Raw genomic sequence first — 17098 nt, forward strand, 5'->3', positions numbered from 1 at the left:
AACACGCGTGATCGGGGAGCCAACACGCGTGATTGGAGGGGCATCACGATGATGTCCCTCCAATCACGGGTGATGACCTTCCAATCACGGATGATGACCGTTCAATCACGTGTGGTGCCTCTTTCAGCACACGTGCTGGTCAGGTGCGGTTGCGGAAGATCGAGCGGGGGAACAGCTTGCCCTTCCACGAAAGGGGCGCGTTGCGGCGAAGGCTGCGCCGGAGGCCGTCGAAGGCCGGGGAGAGCTCCGGCTGGGGTGCGTCGTCTTCGCCGTACCAGGACCTCTCCAGGACGCCGATCACCGTCCGGAGGCTTTCGCGGCCGTCGTCGTCGAGGTGGTGCTTGGCCGCCAGTTTCTGGCCCGCCACGCGGACCGTGTCGCTGGTCGGAATCGGCAGCCCGCGGTCCGCGCACTCCGCGCGCAGCTCCGCCCACGCCGCGTCGGCCGAGCCCGGCTGCTGCTGGACTATGCGCTGCAGCCGCCGTCGGCGGACCGCCTCGCGGATCATCGCCGGGCCCGCCACCAGCAGCAGGAGCACCGCCACCAGCACACCGAGCCACCAGGCCACCGTCGCCGCCAGCAGGGCGACCGCGATGATCCACAACCCCGCCCCCACCAGCGGCAGCCAGCCCAGCAGCGCCTGCGCCCGGGACGGGGCCGCCACCGCCGCCGGCGCCCGGACGAGCAGCGCGCCCTCGCTCCGGTCGCCGGCCGGCGGGCTGCTGCCCCGCGGTCCGCGCAGCCGCCGCAGCAGGGCCGCCGCGGCCAGCGCGCCCGCGCCCAGCGCGGCGAGCACCAGCGCGAGGTCGAACAGCCAGTCGTCGCCGCCCGAATCGCTCCGGGCCGTCGGCGCGGGCACGTTCCGGTCCTTGTCCGGCGGGGCGTTCGTCGGCGCCGCGCTCGGCTGGACGGTGGTCGGCGCGACCTGGGTGTCGTCCGGCTGGTCACCGTTCTGCGACCCGGCCTGCAGGTACGACGGGGTGATGCCGCGGCCGTCGGACAGCGGCGTCGGGTCGAACGTCACCCAGCCCTTGTCGCCGAAGTACGCCTCGACCCACGCGTGCGCGTCCTGCGTGCTGATCGACAGGTAGTCGTTGACCTGCGTGCCCGGGGTGAACCCGATCGCCACCCGCGACGGGATGCCCGCCACCCGCAGCATCACGGCCATCGCCGACGCGAACTGCTCGCAGAAGCCGCGCTTGCCGTTGAGGATGAAGTCGGCGAGCGCGTCGGCGTCGTTCGCCGGCGCGGTCTTCGTGTCGTAGACGAACCCGTTCTGCGCCGTGAAGTAGCGCCAGATCGCCGAGGCGCGGTCGAAGTCGTTGGACGCACCGGCGATCAGCTGCCGGGTCTTCGTGCGGACGCGGTCGTCGACCTTGTCGATCTGGGCGTAGCGCGGCGGCAGGTCGTCGACGCGCGAGGTCACGCGCAGCTCGGCGGCCGTCGGTTCCCTCAGCGACGCGTATTCGGTGTACGCCGGCGGCGCTTCGCTGCGGGTGGTGAACACGGTGCCGCTGACCGGGTCGTAGAGGTAGCCGCCGGCCGCCCCGTCGATCACGCGCGGCGCGCCGAACACCGGCAGCCAGTTGTCCCGCCAGCTGGTCGGCTCGATGTCGATCCGGCGCGCGGCACCGGTGCCGTCGTCGCCCGGGGCGGCCGGCAGCTGCGGTCCGACCGGGATGCCCTGCTGCGAACGGCCTTCGTCGTGCAGGCCCCAGCCCTTGTTGGGGTAGTAGGTGTCGAGCGTCATCGCGCGCAGCAGCCGCCGGTCCGTGCCGAGGCCGCGGACCTTGAACAGCTCGTGGTTCGCGCCCTGGTCGAGCATGCCGCGCAGCTCCGTGAACGGCTGGATGCCGAAGCCGCCGGAGCCCGCCCCGGCGCCGTTCCCGCTGCCGCCGAACGGCATCCGCCCGACGGTGCCGACCCACGAGATCGCCCCGCCCAGCAGGCCGAGCACGATCGCCGCGCAGACGACCGCGACCGGCGCGGACAGCACGCCCGGCTTGCCGCTGCTGCCGGGCGCTTCCCGGGTGCGCCAGCGCCGGTGCCGGTGGTTGCCGTCGACGGCCAGCAGGCCGGCGAACGCCGCCCCGCCGAGCAGGAACGTCCACCACGGCAGCATTTCTTCGCTCAGCGCGGCCGGCACGGCGTAGACGCAGAGGAGCACGAGCCCGGTGGCCGCGGGCGCCGCGGCGGCCACGGTGAGCGTGTCGACGAGGACGGCCACGAGCCCGATCAGGATGGTGATGAGGCACAGGATGGGCTGGCTGCCCTCGACCGGCGGCAGCCCGACGCGGATCTGCTCGGCGGCGGCCGAGAGCGTGGTCCCGATCTCGGAAAACGCTTCCGGGCCGGGGATGACCTGCAGGATGCCGTGCGTGGTGAAGGCGCCGGTGATGAGGAAGAGCAGGACGAGCAGCTGCCCCAGGCCGACCAGGACGGTCGGCACCTGCAGCGAGCGGAGCGCGAGCCCGGTGGCGCCGATGAGCAGGACGGCGACGAAGAGGTACCCGAACCAGGCCAGCCCGGAGACGACGCTGGTGACCGAGGTCGCGGCGCAGAGGGTGGCCACCCCGGCGGCGACGGGCGCGAGCACGCTGCTGCGCCAGGCGGACAGCGGCCGGTCGGGCCGGGCAGAGGGCCGCTCGAACTTCCGCGGCGGTGCGGCGGTGCTCATCGCAGACCCCCGATCGAGACGAGGCGGGATGCGGCTCGCCCGCAGCCGCGTTGTGAGGCGAGGCCGTGGATCGGCCGTTCGCCGGCCACGCTCCTCGCGAGCCGCAGGCCGGCTTGGCCTGCGATGCCAACGTGCGCGTCCGCAACCGCGCTCATCGCGGACCTCCGATCAGTGTGCCGCGGCGGGCGCCGCTGCGGCAGAGTTCGGCCCACACCTGGGGCATCGGCGAACCCGGGCCCGCGACGATCACGCCCCAGCCCGCCGCGCGCAGCAGCGCGGCCGAGTCCTCCGTGGCCGCCGCTCGCTGCTCCGGGGCGCTCACGCCCGCCGACCACGTCGGGGTGTCCAGCAAGACGGCGAGGCTCCTGATCCCGCGCGGGCGGAACTGGGTCAGCTCGTGCACCGCCTCCGTGCTCACCGTGCCCAGCACCGCGATCAGCTCCTGGCCCTCCGCCGGGTCGCCGGCCAGCGTGATGTCCCGCTGGTGGGCCGGCTGCAGCGCCGCCAGCGCGTCGAGCACCACGTGGTCGTAGTGGTCGCCGCCGTCGCCCGGGGTGTCCGCCAGCGTGACGCCGTGCTCGCTGACCAGCCGGACCCGGTGCCCGGACCGGCGCAGGTGCAGCGCCGCCGACGCCGCGAACGACACCGCCCACTCCAGGCTCGCCGCCGGGCCGGTGCCGTGGTGGGCGGCCGCGCGGTGGTCGAGCAGCACCGTAGTGCCGCCGCGCCACGGGCGTTCCTCGACGCGGACCATGATCTCGTCCCGCCGCGCCGTCGAGCGCCAGTGCACCTTCCGCAGGTCGTCGCCCTGGCGGTACTGGCGGACGATCACGTCCGCCTCGCCCTGCCCGGCGTGCAGCCGGACCGTGCCGTCGTCGCCGACGCCGATGCCCGCGCCGCTCGGCAGGCCCCACAGCGCGACCACCCGCGGCACCACGACCAGCCGCGAGTGCCCGATCAGCTCGCGCTCGAACTCGCACAGCCCGAACGGGTCGGTGATCGTCGCGCGCAGCGGCCCGACCTGCTGGATCCCGCGCAGCACCGGCTGCAGCGGGTAGCGCAGGGCGACGCGCCGGTCGTGGGGCAGCCGTTCGACGACGAACCGCGGCCGCGAACCCAGCGCGTACGGCACACCGTCCTCGAGGAGGATTTCGCCGGCCGGCAGCCGGCCGCTGCGCCAGAGCTCCAGCTGGACTTCGCCGTTGCCGCCGACCGCGACGCGCTGCGGGCGCAGCGTGCGGGTGGCGCCGATGCGCAGCCGGGTCGCCGAAATGAACGCGGCGACCAGCAGCGGCAGCGCCACCACGAACACCGCCACGCGCAGCAGGTCGCGTTCGTTGAGCACGAACGAGCACACCGCGGCGGCGATCCCCGCGGCCAGGAGGCAGCGACCGCGGGTGGTCAGGCCGGACAGGGCACGCAGCATGCCGTTCTCATCCCCTTCGGGCGGTGAACAACTTTTCGGGGGTTCGGGTGGCGGAGCCCCCGACCCTGGCGCGAAGCCCCGGATGTCACCAGCTAGGGCCGGGTGCCCTGCGGCACCGGTACCCGGTGCAGCACCGCGCGCACGACGTCGGTCGCCGAGCGGCGGGCCGCGTGCGCCTCGGTGGTCAGCACCAGCCGGTGCGCGAGCACCGGGACCGCCACCGTGTGCAGGTCGTCGGGCACGACGTAGTCGCGGCCCGACAACGCGGCCTGCGCGCGCGCCGCGCGGACGAGGTGCAGCGTGGCCCGCGGGGACGCGCCGAGCCGGATCTCCGGGACGCCCCGGGTGGCCGCGACGACGTCGACGGCGTACCGGCGGACCTCCGGCGCGATGTGCACGCCGCGGACCGTCTCGATCAGCCGGTGCACGGTCTCGCCGTCGGACACCGGCTGCAGGTCGTCCAGGGGGTTGTGGCCGGCGTGCTCGTCGACCATGGCCAGCTCGGCCTGCTGGTCGGGGTAGCCGATGGAAACCCGCGCGGTGAAGCGGTCGCGCTGGGCCTCGGGCAGCGCGTAGGTGCCTTCCATCTCGATCGGGTTCTGGGTCGCGATGACCATGAACGGCTCGTCGAGGCGGTAGGTCGAGGTGTCGACGGTGACCTGGTGCTCTTCCATGCACTCCAGCAGCGCCGACTGGGTCTTCGGCGAGGCGCGGTTGATCTCGTCGCCCACCACGATGTTCGCGAACACCGGGCCGGGACGGAACTCGAAGTCGCCGGACTGGCGGTTGTAGATGGAGACGCCGGTGACGTCGCTCGGCAGCAGGTCGGGGGTGAACTGGATGCGGCTGACGGTGCAGTCGATCGACCGGGCGAGGGCCTTGGCCAGCGACGTCTTGCCGACGCCGGGCACGTCTTCGACCAGGAGGTGGCCTTCGGCGAGCAGGGTGACCAGCGCGATCCGGATGACGTCGGGTTTGCCGACCAGCACGCGCTCCACGTTCGCGGCGATCCGCCGGGCGGTGTCGTGCAGCTCGTCCAGGGGCACTCTGCCGGGGTGGCCGTGGACCCGGCCGTTGCCCGAGGGCTCCGCCGGATAAGGCGGCCGCCCGGATGCCTGCTCGCCCGATCCGGGCGCGGCAGACTGGATTCTCGACGTCACTCGACCTCCTGGTGGCGCATGGCCGCGCGCACTGTGCGCACCGCCGGGCCGAACGGCCCCCTCGCTGCTGTCCGCGCGCAGCGACCAGCCTTCCACCCAGTGTGTCAAACCCGGGCGAACCGGGGGGCGGAACCCCGCGAGCACCTCCGGTACCGCGGGTGATGACACTGCGCAAGCAGGGACGATACCCCGAACGGGTGCCCATTCACCCGATTCTGGGTGCTCCCGCTGACACCCCGCTCTGTCGTATGCTGCGGTTCGAGGTCGCCCGGCTACGGAGAGGCGTAACCCCTTATGAGCGAGGTGCGAACGCAGCCGCCCTACGACGTGCGCGGCTTCGCGGTCGCGCCAGAACTGGCCACGGACGCCTACGCGAAGCTCGGTCAGCTGCAGGACGTCGTGGGCGAGATGGTCCGCGAGGCGAAGGTGCTCGGCCGGACGGTGCCGCTGGGCGGCGGGTACGCGGGCGAGATCGGCGAATTCATGGCCGAGTACGGCATCGGCGGCCAGGGCTCGGCGGTGCAGCAGCTCACGGCGTTCGGCAAGGAGCTGGAGACGCTCAAGCACCGGATCGGCGAGGCGCTGGCGAAGTACCAGCACGCCGACGAGGCCGCGGCCGAAGGTGTGGACTGCACGGGTGGCTGAGCCGGTGAGCAGGGCGCGAGCGATCGCGTGCGGGCTGCTCTTCTTCTGCCTTGCGGCCTGCGGGCAGCAGACCACCCCTTCCGCCGCCGTCGGGCACACCTCCGCGCAGGCGTCCGCGCCGGCCGTGTCACCGCCGTCCGCTTCGCCCACCGGGCTCGGCGCCCTGGATCCCTGCACCCTGCTCGGCCCGCAGGACCGGTCGGCGGCCGGGGTGAACGTGCTCGGGAAGCCCAAGGACATCGCCGGCGCCCGGGCGTGCGACTGGACCGTGCCCGGCGCCTTCGGCGTCACCGTCACCTTCGACGAAAAGCACGGACTGGCCGACCTCGACGTCGTCAAGAAGAACGCCACCAGGACGACGGTCGGGCGGCACCCGGCGCTGAAGGTCGCCGACAAGAAGGCCGCCGACGGCACCTGTGCGGTCCTGCTCGGCGTCGGCGACGGCGCCAGCGTGCAGATCGACGTCAGCAACACCGGCTTCTCGGACACCCCGCTCGCGTGCCGCCGCGCGGGCACGGTGGCCGGGCTGGTCGAACCCAAGCTGCCCTGACCAGGAGGTGCCATGCTTGAACCCCCCGTGCCCGAACCCCCCGTGCCCACCGCGCGGTACGAGGCCTACAGCCACGAGGCGATGGCCGCGGAGGTCGAGCGCGGCAACGACCCGGTCGCCGCGGGCGAGGCGGGTGCGCGCTGGGACGGGCTGGCGAAGCGGCTGCAGGAGTCGACCGCCGACGTCGCCGCGCTGGTCGCTTCGTCGCAGGAGCACTGGCGGGGCCAGGCGGGGGACGCCGCGCGGGCGGCGCTGGGCCGTGCGGCGCAGTGGCTGTCGCACTCCGCCGCCGTTTCGGCGTCGGTGGGCCGGGCCGTCGGCGCGCAGGCCGACGTGGCCGCCCGGGCCCGGGCCGACATGCCGCCGCCGGTGAGCTACGACCCGGCGTCGATGATCCGCGACGCGGCGTCCAGCGGGAACGTGCTCGTCCTCGCCGGGCTGGCCGGGGAGATGGCGGCCCGCCGCGCCGAGGCCGAGGCCGCGCGGCAGAAGGCCATCGACGTGCTGCGGACGCGGGACACCGCGTTGCACGGCCAGGTGCCCGCCGAGGCGTTCCCCGCGCCGCCGTCGCTGGGGCGGGCTTGATCCGGGTCTCGGCGTCGGCGTTCGACATCCTCTGGACCGACCTCGGCCACGACCGCCCGCCCGAACCGCTCAGCGTCCGCAGCGTCGGCGTGACCGACGCCGAACGCGCCGAGGTGCGGGCGGCCGTCTACGACAACCTCGCCGAGCGCGGCCTCTACGACGGGTCCCGGCTGGAGCCGGCGCTGGCCTCGCGGCTGGAGCTGCTCGCGGGCGGGGAGGTGTTCGTCGCGTGCGAGGCGCTGGCCGACATGACAGCGGCGACGCCGTTCCGCGCGGTGACGGCGGCCCGCGGCGGCCGCGGTGTCCTCGCGACCCAGCCGGAGCAGACGATCGGCCTGGACTCGATCCGCGAGGGCGAGCTCGCGACGGCGATCGTCGACGTCCTGCCGGAGCTGGCGGCCGGGCCCGGCTACGGCATCAGCCTCCCGGCGTCGACGCTCGCTTCGGACGCCGCCTCGGGGACGGCGTCGGCGCAGCTCGAGGAGGTCCGGGCGATCCAGGCCCGGCCGGTGTACGCGGCGGGGCAGTTCAGTGTGCGCCGCCGGTCGGCGTCGGGCCGGGTGGAGCGGGTGGGCGGACTGACGTGGTTCGACACCGACGTCGGCGCCTACTGCGCGACGAAGACCCCGGGCCGGGGTGGGCAGGAGTGGGTGACGGTCACCCCGGTCGACAGCGCACGCCTCGCGGCCCGCGTCTCGGCTCTCGTCACCCCGGAGGACTGAGCGGCGCGGGGCATCTCGCGTGATTGAGGAGTCAACTCGCGTGATTGGAGGGGTCATCTCGCGTGATTGGAGGGTCGACACGCGTGATTGGGGGGTCGACACGCGTGATTGGCGGGTCGACACGGCGGGGTCCGGGCGGGGCTGGCGTGATTGGGGCCGGAACTCGCGGGTTCCGGGCTGGATCACGCGGGTTACGGGTTGGGGAACGTGAGTTGCGGGGCTGATCACGCGGGTGCGGGCCTTGGGCGTCCCCACTGGGGCCCACCGGAGTCCCCACTTGGTCCACCGTGGTCTCCGCTGGGGCCGCTGGAGTCGCTGCTTTGGTACACCGGAGTCTCCACTGGGGCCCACCCGGGCTCCCCACTTTGGCCCACCGGTGGCTAGCTGGGGGCCGTGGCGGGGGTGGGAGGGTTCTTTCGCGGCCGTTATGCGGACGCATCAGGAACAGCTGAGGTTGCTCCGGCCCCCGGTGCGGGGGATCTTGACCACCGTGCCCCACCACACCCCCCACCGGACCCCACCCTGCTGACCTGCGCAAACGGAACACTCGACGGAGTGAGCCGCCGGTTTCTCGCGTTGACTGTGGTGAAAAGTGGGGTACGGTGGTGGCCAGTGGGGCGGAAGGGAAGCCCCGTCGCCATCCGGGGTGGTTCGCCACCGTGGACGGTAGGGAGGTGGAGGCCGTGTTCCTCGGCACCCACACCCCGAAACTGGACGACAAAGGGCGGCTCGCGCTGCCCGCGAAGTTCCGTGACGCCTTGGCGGGTGGGCTGATGGTCACCAAGGGGCAGGACCACTGCCTCTTCGTCTTCCCCCGCGCCGAGTTCGAGCAGATGGCGCGCAAGGTCGCCGAGGCCCCGTTCACGAACGAGGCGGTTCGGGCCTACCAGCGCTACCTGTTCGCCGGCACGGACGAGCAACGTCCGGACGGCCAGGGGCGCATCACCATCGCGCCCGAGCTCCGCCGCTACGCGGGGCTCAGCAAGGAGTGCGTGGTGATCGGGGCGATCACCAGGCTGGAGATCTGGGACGCCCAAGCGTGGCAGGCGTACCTGGAGGAGCACGAAGACAGCTACGCGAAGGCTCGAGAGGAAGTACTGCCGGGCGTCTTCTAGGCGTGCGGTCGCGGTGCACCTTCGTCGTCGGGGGACGAGGGGTTCGCCGCCCGCGCGAGGAGGGGAAGCCCACCCGGATGCCGTGAGGCCTCTGTCCGCTCAACAGCCCTGGTGCACCTTCCCCGGTACCAGGTCCGCAGCGGGCGGACAGGGACCTGACGGCATCCGCCATATTTCCCCCGAGCCGCCCGGGCGAGAAAGGGGGAGGGAACGATGACGGCACCCGAGCACGTCCCGGTGCTGCTCGACCGGATAGTCGAGCTGTTCACTCCCGTGTTCGCCGACCGCGACGGTGTCCTGGTGGACGCGACGGTCGGCCTCGGCGGGCATTCCGACGCCCTCCTGGAGAGGTTCCCGCGGCTGCGCCTCGTCGCGCTGGACCGCGACCCCGCCGCGCTCGAGAAGTCAGGAGAACGCCTGGCGCGCCACGGCGACCGCGTCGACTTCGTGCACACCGTCTACGACGGGCTCCCGGAAGCCCTCGACGGGCTCGGCATCGCGAAGGCCGACGGCATCCTGTTCGACCTCGGCGTCTCGTCGATGCAGCTGGACCGCGCCGAACGCGGGTTCGCCTACGCCAAGGACTCCCCGCTCGACATGCGGATGGACCCCACCACCGGGTTCACCGCCGCCGACGTCCTCAACACCTACGCACCCGGCGAGCTCGTCCGCATCCTGCGGGACTACGGCGAAGAACGCTTCGCGCAGCGGATCGTCAAGGCGATCGTGGCCGAGCGGGAGAAGGAGCCGTTCACCACCAGCGGGCGCCTGGTCGAGCTGCTCTACGGCGCCGTCCCGGCCGCCACCCGGCGGACCGGCGGCCACCCGGCCAAACGCACGTTCCAGGCGCTGCGGATCGAGGTCAACGGCGAACTGGAGGTGCTGCGGCGAGCCATGCCCGCCGCGCTCGGCGCCCTGAAGGTGGGTGGGCGGATCGTCGTCGAGTCGTACCAGTCCCTGGAAGACCGGCTGGTCAAGCAAGCGCTGGCCGAGCTCGCGAAGTCCCGCACCCCGGAAGGGCTCCCGGTGGAGCTGCCGGGGCACGGACCGGAGCTGAAGCTCCTCACGCGCGGCGCCGAGAAGGCCGGCGAAGAGGAGATCGAACGGAACCCGCGAGCCGCTTCGGTGCGGCTGCGGGCCGCAGAGAGGATCGGAGAGCCGCGATGACCGCTCCCGCGAAGTCCCGCCGCCGGGCCGCGCCGTCGACGCGGGGCCGCACCGAGGCCGCCCGCACCTCGACCACCGTCGAGCCGGACCCGCAGGCACCGCAGCCGGGCCCGGCCGCGCCCCGGCGCGGGTCGCGCGGCCGCACGTCCGCGGCCGAACGCGCCTACGCGCGCCGCGCCCAGCGCGCCGACCTGCTGAAGGAGCGTGAGGCGCGCCCGGAGCCGAAGCCCCGGCCCGCCGAGCAGGCGGAGCAGCCGAAGTTCGAGCTGAAGTCGCTGCTGCCGAAGTCGCGTGCCTCCTTCGTGCTGATGATGATGGCGCTGCTGGCCGCCGGGGTGGCGACCACGCTGTGGCTGACCACGCAGGCGATCGCCGACTCCTACCGGCTCGAGCAGCTGCGCACCACCAACGCGAACCTGGCCGAGCAGAAGGAGCAGCTGCAGCGCGACGTCGCCAAGGCCGAGTCGCCCGCTTCGCTGGCCCCCGCGGCCCAGCAGCTGGGCATGGTGCCCGGCGGTGACCCGGCGCGGATCGTCGTCGGCCCGGACGGGAAGACCGCGCTCGTCGGCGAGCCCAAGAAGGCCAAGGCGGACGCCCCGGTCGTGCCGGCCGCGCCGCCGGCCGCGCCCGCCGAGGGCACGCAGTCGCAGCAGGGCGCGCCGATCGAGGGCGACCAGCCCGCCGTGCCCGCCGAAGAGCAGGCCGCCCCGCCGGCCCAGCCGGGAGCCGGCCAGTGATGGCTTCCGGCCGCAGCCAGGTCCGCGCGCGGGCCGCCGGCAGCGCGCGGCGGACGTACGCCGCCGGGACCCGCAGCGCGGCCGCCCGCCGCGGCAACGGCGGGCACCGCAGCCGGTTCTCCGCCGTGCGGCTGCTGCTGGTCGCCGTGCTGCTGGTCGCCGGCGTGAAACTGGTGCAGGTGCAGTGGTTCGACGCCGCGGCGCTCTCCGCCGCGGCGGAACGCCAGCGCGCCCAGACCATCGACATCCCCGCCCAGCGCGGGTCCATTGTGGACCGCAACGGCGCGAAGCTGGCGTTCAGCGTCGAGGTGCGCACCCTCTCGGTGAACCTCAAGGCCCTGCACAAGAGCATGGACGACTTCGCCGCGAAGAACCCCGGCACGGCGAAGACGTTCGACAGCGAGACCGCCGCGGCCGCGAAGTACATCGCGGGCAAGCTGCCGAACGTGATCACCGAGCAGCAGCTGCTCGACCTGTTCCACAAGCAGGCGTCCTTCACCTACCTGGTGAACAACGTCGAGCCGTCCATCGCCACCGACATCGTCAAGCACTTCGCGTGGATCGGCGTCGAAAAGCGCGCGCTGCGGGAGTACCCGGGCGGCAGCCTGGCGGCGAACATCGTCGGCGCCGCGAACTGGCGCTCCGAAGACCAGGACGTGTCCAAGCACAACCTGCACGGCCTCGTCGGGCTCGAGCTGATGCGCGACAACGACCTGGCGGGTACGCCGGGCCGGATGATGGTCAACACGAAGAACGGCAGCGACAACGTCGTCATCCCGGGCACCGAGCGCGACCTGCAGGCCGCCGTCCCCGGCTCGGACCTCGAGCTGACCATCGATTCCGACCTGCAGTACGAGGTGCAGCGGCAGCTCGCGGACTACGTCCAGCAGTCACACGCCAAGGGCGGGCAGGCGGTCGTCCTCGACGCCAAGACCGGCGAGGTCTACGCGCTGGCCAACGACAAGACCTTCGACCCCAACGACCCGAGCACCTGGTCCACCGACGACCTGGCCAACCCGGCGGTCACCACGCCGTTCGAACCCGGGTCGGTCAACAAGCTCGTCACCGCCACCGGGGCGATCGACTACGGCATCGCGACGCCGGAATCGACGGTCGAGGTGCCCGGCGCGCTGCAGGTCGCCGACAAGACGGTGCACGACGCCTGGACGCACGGCACCCAGACGTTCACCACCACCGGCATCTTCGCCAAGTCGTCCAACATCGGCACGCTGCTGCTGGCGCAGAAGATCGGCGAGGAGCGCTACTCGAACCTGCTGAAGTCCTTCGGCCTCGGCCAGCGCACCGGCGTCGGCCTCCCCGGCGAGAGCTCGGGCGTCGTGCCCGCGCGCAGCCAGTGGTCGGCGACCACCTTCGGCAACCTGCCGATCGGGCAGGGCCTGTCGATGACCATCCTGCAGATGGCCGGGATGTACCAGACGATCGCCAACGACGGCCTGCGCGTCGAACCCCGGATCGTCAAGGCCAAGGTGAACCCGGACGGCACGACCGTGCCCGAGCCGGCCCCGAAGGCGGTCCGGGTGGTCGGCCCGCAGACCGCCAAGACGGTGCGCGACATGATGCGCGCGGTCGCCCAGAACGGCAAGGGCCTGCAGAAGGGCACCGCGCCGACGGCCGCGGTCGAGGGCTACCAGATCTCCGGGAAAACCGGCACCGGCCAGCAGGTCGACCCGCGGACGAAGGCCTACAGCGACCACCTGTACAACATCACTTTCGCGGGCATCCTCCCCGCCGACCACCCGCGGTTCGTGGTCGGCATCCGGCTGGACGCGCCCGACACGACGCTGCCGGTGGGGCACTCCGCGGCGCCGCTGTTCCACACCATCGCGTCGTACCTGACGCAGCGGTACCAGATTCCGTTGTCGGACGGGCCGTCGCCGGAGGTTCCGCTCATCATCACCCCGTAGGCCCCCGGGCTGCAGTGGATGACTCGTTCCCGGCGTCCGACGCCGGGAACGAGTCATCCACTGCGTTCAGTGGGGTTCAGAATGGGCGTCCACATCGGCCGGCGCGGAGGAAACCGTTGCGCGGCAACGGGGTCCGGATCGCCGTTTAGCACATGTGCCCGGCCCGCACGCAATCGCCGTACCGCGTGCGGGTGCCCGAACCGGCCGCCGGTAGCCTCTTGGCCGTGTCCGTGTCCTCGTCCAGTTCCCAGGTGCCGGAAAGCCCGGTGAAAGCGGTCCCCGCGCCGCCCCGCCCGGCGCGCATCGACCCGGTCCCGCTGGCGACGCTGCTCGCCAGGGCGGACGCCCGGCTCATCGCCGCCTCGCCCGACGCGGCCGAGCTGACCGTCACCGGGACCACGCTGCGCGCGCAGCACGTCCTGCCCGGTGACCTCTTCGCCGCCCTCCCGGGCGCCCGGGCCCACGGCGCCGACTTCAGCGACCAGGCCGTCGCGGCCGGCGCCGTCGCCGTGCTGACCGACGCCGAAGGCGCCGAGCGACCCGCCCTGCGGGACGCCGGCGTGCCGATCCTGGTCCACGCCGACCCGCGCGCCGCACTGGGCGAGATCGCCGCCTGGATCTACGGCGAACCCTCCCTGAAGCTGGCCGTCCTCGGCGTCACCGGCACCTCCGGCAAGACCACGACGTCCTACCTGGTCGACGCCGGGCTGCAGGCCGCCGGCCTGACCACCGGCCTGATCGGCACGGTGGAGACCCGGATCGCTGGCGAACGGCTGGTCAGCGGCTTCACCACGCCAGAGGCCCCCGACCTGCAGGCGCTGCTCGCGGTGATGCTCGAACGCGGCGTCACGCACGTGCCGATGGAGGTCTCCAGCCACGCGCTCGCGCTGGGCCGGGTCAACGGCACCCGGTTCGCGGTCGGCGCGTTCACCAACCTCTCCCAGGACCACCTGGACTTCCACAAGGACATGCAGGAGTACTTCGAGGCGAAGGCGCTGCTGTTCGACGGCCGGTCGACGCACGAGGTCGTCGTGGTCGACAGCGCGTGGGGTCAGGCCCTGCGCACGCCGCGGACCATCACGGTGACCACGGATCCGGGCACCGACGCCGCGTGGAAGGCCACGGACGTCGAGGCCACCCCGCAGGGCGAGCAGACGTTCACGCTGCACGGCCCGGACGGCGCCCGCGCCGCCGCCCGGATCCCGCTGCCCGGCGAGTTCAACGTGGCCAACGCCGTGCTCGCGGCCGCCATCCTGGGCACCGCGGGCGTGTCGCTGGAGCACATCGTCACCGGGCTCGCCCGGGTGCAGGTGCCGGGCCGGATGGAGCGCGTCCACGTCGGCCAGGAGTTCACCGCCGTCGTCGACTACGCCCACAAGCCGGCCGCGGTCGCCCAGGGCCTCGACGCGCTGCGGGCCCGCACCGACGGGCGGATCATCACCGTGCTCGGCTGCGGCGGCGACCGGGACACCGCCAAGCGCCCGATGATGGGCGAGGCCGCGGCTCGCCGCAGCGACGTCCTGATCGTCACCGACGACAACCCGCGCTCCGAGGACCCGGCCGCGATCCGCGCCGCCATGCTCGCCGGCGCCCGCGCGGTCGGCCCCGCCGAGGGCGGCGAGGTCGTCGAGATCGGCGACCGCCGCGAGGCCATCGCGCACGCCGTCTCGCTCGCCAAGCCCGGCGACATCGTCTTCCTCGCCGGCAAGGGCCACGAGTCCGGCCAGGAGGCCGGCGGCGTCGTGCACCCGTTCTCCGACCGCGACGAGCTGGCCGCGGCCATCCGCAACAAACTCGAGGTGAGTGTGTGATCGTGCTCAGCCTGGCCGAGATCGCCGACGTCGTCGGCGGCCGGCTGCACCAAGCCGAGCCGGGCGCGCAGGTGACCGGCACCGTGGAGTTCGACACCCGGAAGCTCACGCCCGGCGGCCTGTTCGTCGCACTGCCGGGCGAGAAGGTCGACGGGCACGACTTCGCCGCGCAGGCCGTCGCGGCCGGGGCGGTGGCCGTGCTGGCCGCCCGGGAGGTCGACGCGCCCGCGATCGTCGTGCCGCCGCTGCCGGCGGGCGAGGCCCACGAGCGGTCGGTCGCGCTGACCGGCGACAAGGACGGCTCCGGCGCCGCCGTGCTGGCCGCGCTGGCCAAGCTCGCCCGGTTCGTCGTGCAGCGCCTCGCCGAGGGCGAGCTGACCGTCGTCGGCGTCACCGGCTCCTCCGGCAAGACTTCGACCAAGGACGTCATCGCGCAGCTGCTGGAGCCGCTCGGCCCGACGATCGCGCCGCCCGGGTCGTTCAACAACGAGCTGGGCCACCCCTGGACGGCGCTGCGGGCCGACGCGGGCACCCGGCACCTGGTGCTGGAGCTGTCCGCGCGGGGCCCGGGCCACATCGCCCACCTCGCCGAGATCGCGCCGCCGAAGATCGGGGTCGTGCTCAACGTCGGCAGCGCCCACGTCGGCGAGTTCGGCTCGCGCGAAGGCATCGCGAAGACCAAGGGCGAGCTGGTCGAGGCGCTGCCCGCGGACGGCGTCGCGGTGCTCAACCTCGACGACCCGCTGGTCGCGGCCATGGCGAGCCGGACGAAGGCCCGGGTCGTGTTCGTCGGCGAAAGCCCGTCCGCGCAGGTCCGCGCGGAGAACATCACCCTCGACGACGAGGCCCGCGCGTCCTTCCGGCTGGTCACCCCGGCCGGCGAGGCCGACGTCCAGCTCCCGCTGCACGGCGAGCACCACGTCGGCAACGCGCTGTCGGCCGCCGCGGTCGCGCTGGAGCTGGGGGTGCGCCCGGCGGACATCGCCACCCGGCTCTCCGGCCTCGAACGGCGCTCCGCGCGCCGCATGGAGGTCGTCACGCGGCCGGACGGCGTCACGATCCTCAACGACTCCTTCAACGCCAACCCCGAGTCGATGCGGGCGGGCCTCAAGGCCCTCGCCGCGATGACCCGGGGGACCGGCCGCCGCTCCTGGGCCGTGCTCGGCGTGATGGGCGAGCTCGGCGCGGACTCGGTCACCGCCCACGACGAGATCGGCAGGCTCGTCGTCCGGCTCAACATCTCGAAGCTCGTCGTGATCGGGCCCGAAGCGGCGGCCATGCACCAGGGGGCGTTCCAGGAAGGCTCCTGGGGCGAGGAATCCACTCTGGTACCCGACGTCGAGGCCGCGATCGCCCTGCTGCATGATCAGCTCCGCCCCGGGGACGTGGTGCTGGTCAAGGCCTCCAAGGCCGCCGGCCTCTGGCGGGTCGCCGAAGCCCTGCTCGAACCCCGGGAAACCGACAACTCCGAGAATCGCTCGAACGGTGGTGACGCGTGATCAGCATCCTGATCGCGGCCGCGGCGGGCCTGCTGATCTCCATCCTGCTCACGCCCTACCTCATCCGGGTCTTCTCCCGGCAGGGCTTCGGCCAGGAGATCCGCGAGGAAGGCCCCCAGGGACACAAGTCCAAGCGCGGTACCCCGACCATGGGCGGGGTCGCGATCATCATCGCGATGGTCGTCGGGTACTTCGCCGCGCACCTGATCAACTGGATGTTCAACTCCCGCAGCGGCGCGCCGACGGCCTCCGGGCTGCTCGTGCTGATGCTCGCGGTGGGCCTGGGCGTCGTCGGGTTCCTCGACGACTTCATCAAGATCCGCAAGCAGCGCAACCTGGGGCTGAACAAGACCGCGAAACTGGTCGGGCAGCTCGTGGTCACCGTCGCGTTCGCGGTGCTGGTGCTGAACTTCCCGAACGAGCACGGCATCACCCCGGCGTCGGAGAGCCTCTCCTACGTCCGCGACCTCGCGCTGATCACCTTCCCGTCGGTGATCTTCGTGGTCTTCTGCTACATCGTCATCTCCGGCTGGTCGAACGCGGTGAACTTCACCGACGGCCTCGACGGCCTGGCCGGCGGCGCGGCGGCGATGGTGCTGGCCACCTACGTCGTGATCTCGTTCTGGCAGGAGCGGCTGTCCTGCGCCAACGCGCCGGCCGCCGCCTGCTACGACGTCCGCGACCCGCTGGACCTGGCCGTGGTCGCCGCCGCGGCGACGGGGGCGTGCGTCGGGTTCCTCTGGTGGAACGCGGCCCCGGCGAAGATCTTCATGGGCGACACCGGCTCGCTGGCCCTGGGCGGCCTGGTCGCCGGCCTGTCCATGACCACCCGCACCGAGCTGCTCGCCATCGTCATCGGCGGCCTGTTCATGGTCGAGATGATCTCGGTCGTCGCGCAGATCGCGGTGTTCCGGACGACCCGGCGAAGGCTCTTCCGGATGGCGCCGTTCCACCACCACTTCGAGCTCGCCGGCTGGGCCGAAACCACGGTGATCATCCGGTTCTGGCTGCTCTCGGCGATCTGCTGCATGTTCGGGCTCGGCCTGTTCTACAGCGAGCAGCTCGGGCTCGGAGGCTGA

The 17098-nt window shown here is 72.9% G+C and carries 14 protein-coding genes; 11 read left to right on the forward strand and 3 right to left on the reverse strand.

What is annotated here, in order from left to right:
* Positions 1 to 139: 139 nt before the first annotated feature.
* The 3 genes from ACLJOU_RS43190 to ACLJOU_RS43200 all read right to left on the reverse strand — a co-directional run bounded on the left by ACLJOU_RS43190 (position 140) and on the right by ACLJOU_RS43200 (position 5263).
* Complete coding sequence (locus tag ACLJOU_RS43190) at positions 140 to 2677, reverse strand: transglutaminaseTgpA domain-containing protein (protein WP_410575082.1); 2538 nt, start codon at positions 2675 to 2677, stop codon at positions 140 to 142.
* Between the two features lie 151 nt (positions 2678 to 2828).
* Positions 2829 to 4103: a DUF58 domain-containing protein gene (locus tag ACLJOU_RS43195; protein WP_410575083.1), complete on the reverse strand. Its 1275-nt coding sequence runs from the start codon at positions 4101 to 4103 to the stop codon at positions 2829 to 2831.
* 92 nt (positions 4104 to 4195) lie between these two features.
* Entirely contained in the window at positions 4196 to 5263 is a 1068-nt protein-coding gene (locus ACLJOU_RS43200) for an AAA family ATPase (RefSeq protein WP_410575084.1), read from the reverse strand.
* Between the two features lie 294 nt (positions 5264 to 5557).
* Between ACLJOU_RS43200 and ACLJOU_RS43205 the strand changes: the two genes are divergently transcribed.
* The 11 genes from ACLJOU_RS43205 (at position 5558) to mraY (ending at position 17098) form a co-directional block, all read left to right on the forward strand.
* Entirely contained in the window at positions 5558 to 5908 is a 351-nt protein-coding gene (locus ACLJOU_RS43205; protein ID WP_410575085.1) for a hypothetical protein, read from the forward strand.
* Between the two features lie 4 nt (positions 5909 to 5912).
* Positions 5913 to 6458 (forward strand): DUF3558 domain-containing protein, encoded by a 546-nt coding sequence (locus ACLJOU_RS43210; RefSeq protein WP_410575086.1) that lies wholly within the window; start codon positions 5913 to 5915, stop codon positions 6456 to 6458.
* Between the two features lie 27 nt (positions 6459 to 6485).
* Positions 6486 to 7043: a PPE domain-containing protein gene (locus ACLJOU_RS43215; protein ID WP_410575131.1), complete on the forward strand. Its 558-nt coding sequence runs from the start codon at positions 6486 to 6488 to the stop codon at positions 7041 to 7043.
* Positions 7040 to 7765 (forward strand): ESX secretion-associated protein EspG, encoded by a 726-nt coding sequence (locus tag ACLJOU_RS43220; RefSeq protein ID WP_410575087.1) that lies wholly within the window; start codon positions 7040 to 7042, stop codon positions 7763 to 7765. The genes ACLJOU_RS43215 and ACLJOU_RS43220 overlap by 4 nt, the downstream gene beginning before the upstream one ends.
* A gap of 683 nt (positions 7766 to 8448) precedes the next feature.
* Positions 8449 to 8880, forward strand: coding sequence for a division/cell wall cluster transcriptional repressor MraZ (gene mraZ, locus ACLJOU_RS43225; RefSeq protein ID WP_004561064.1), 432 nt, complete (start codon positions 8449 to 8451; stop codon positions 8878 to 8880).
* A gap of 213 nt (positions 8881 to 9093) precedes the next feature.
* Positions 9094 to 10047: a 16S rRNA (cytosine(1402)-N(4))-methyltransferase RsmH gene (rsmH, locus tag ACLJOU_RS43230; RefSeq protein WP_410575088.1), complete on the forward strand. Its 954-nt coding sequence runs from the start codon at positions 9094 to 9096 to the stop codon at positions 10045 to 10047.
* Positions 10044 to 10784 carry a hypothetical protein gene (locus ACLJOU_RS43235; protein ID WP_410575089.1) on the forward strand — a complete coding sequence of 247 codons (741 nt, stop codon included), beginning with the start codon at positions 10044 to 10046 and terminating at the stop codon, positions 10782 to 10784. Before rsmH ends, ACLJOU_RS43235 begins: the two co-directional genes overlap by 4 nt.
* Complete coding sequence (locus ACLJOU_RS43240; protein WP_410575090.1) at positions 10784 to 12709, forward strand: peptidoglycan D,D-transpeptidase FtsI family protein; 1926 nt, start codon at positions 10784 to 10786, stop codon at positions 12707 to 12709. Before ACLJOU_RS43235 ends, ACLJOU_RS43240 begins: the two co-directional genes overlap by 1 nt.
* Before the next feature lie 266 nt (positions 12710 to 12975).
* Positions 12976 to 14520 carry a UDP-N-acetylmuramoyl-L-alanyl-D-glutamate--2,6-diaminopimelate ligase gene (locus tag ACLJOU_RS43245; RefSeq protein ID WP_410575132.1) on the forward strand — a complete coding sequence of 515 codons (1545 nt, stop codon included), beginning with the start codon at positions 12976 to 12978 and terminating at the stop codon, positions 14518 to 14520.
* A complete protein-coding gene (locus tag ACLJOU_RS43250; protein WP_410575091.1) occupies positions 14517 to 16019 on the forward strand; it encodes a UDP-N-acetylmuramoyl-tripeptide--D-alanyl-D-alanine ligase in 1503 nt (500 codons plus the stop codon). The genes ACLJOU_RS43245 and ACLJOU_RS43250 overlap by 4 nt, the downstream gene beginning before the upstream one ends.
* Positions 16016 to 17098: a phospho-N-acetylmuramoyl-pentapeptide-transferase gene (gene mraY, locus ACLJOU_RS43255; RefSeq protein WP_410575092.1), complete on the forward strand. Its 1083-nt coding sequence runs from the start codon at positions 16016 to 16018 to the stop codon at positions 17096 to 17098. The genes ACLJOU_RS43250 and mraY overlap by 4 nt, the downstream gene beginning before the upstream one ends.

Source organism: Amycolatopsis sp. cmx-4-61, assembly GCF_046548775.1.
In the GTDB taxonomy this organism is placed as follows: Bacteria; Actinomycetota; Actinomycetes; order Mycobacteriales; family Pseudonocardiaceae; genus Amycolatopsis.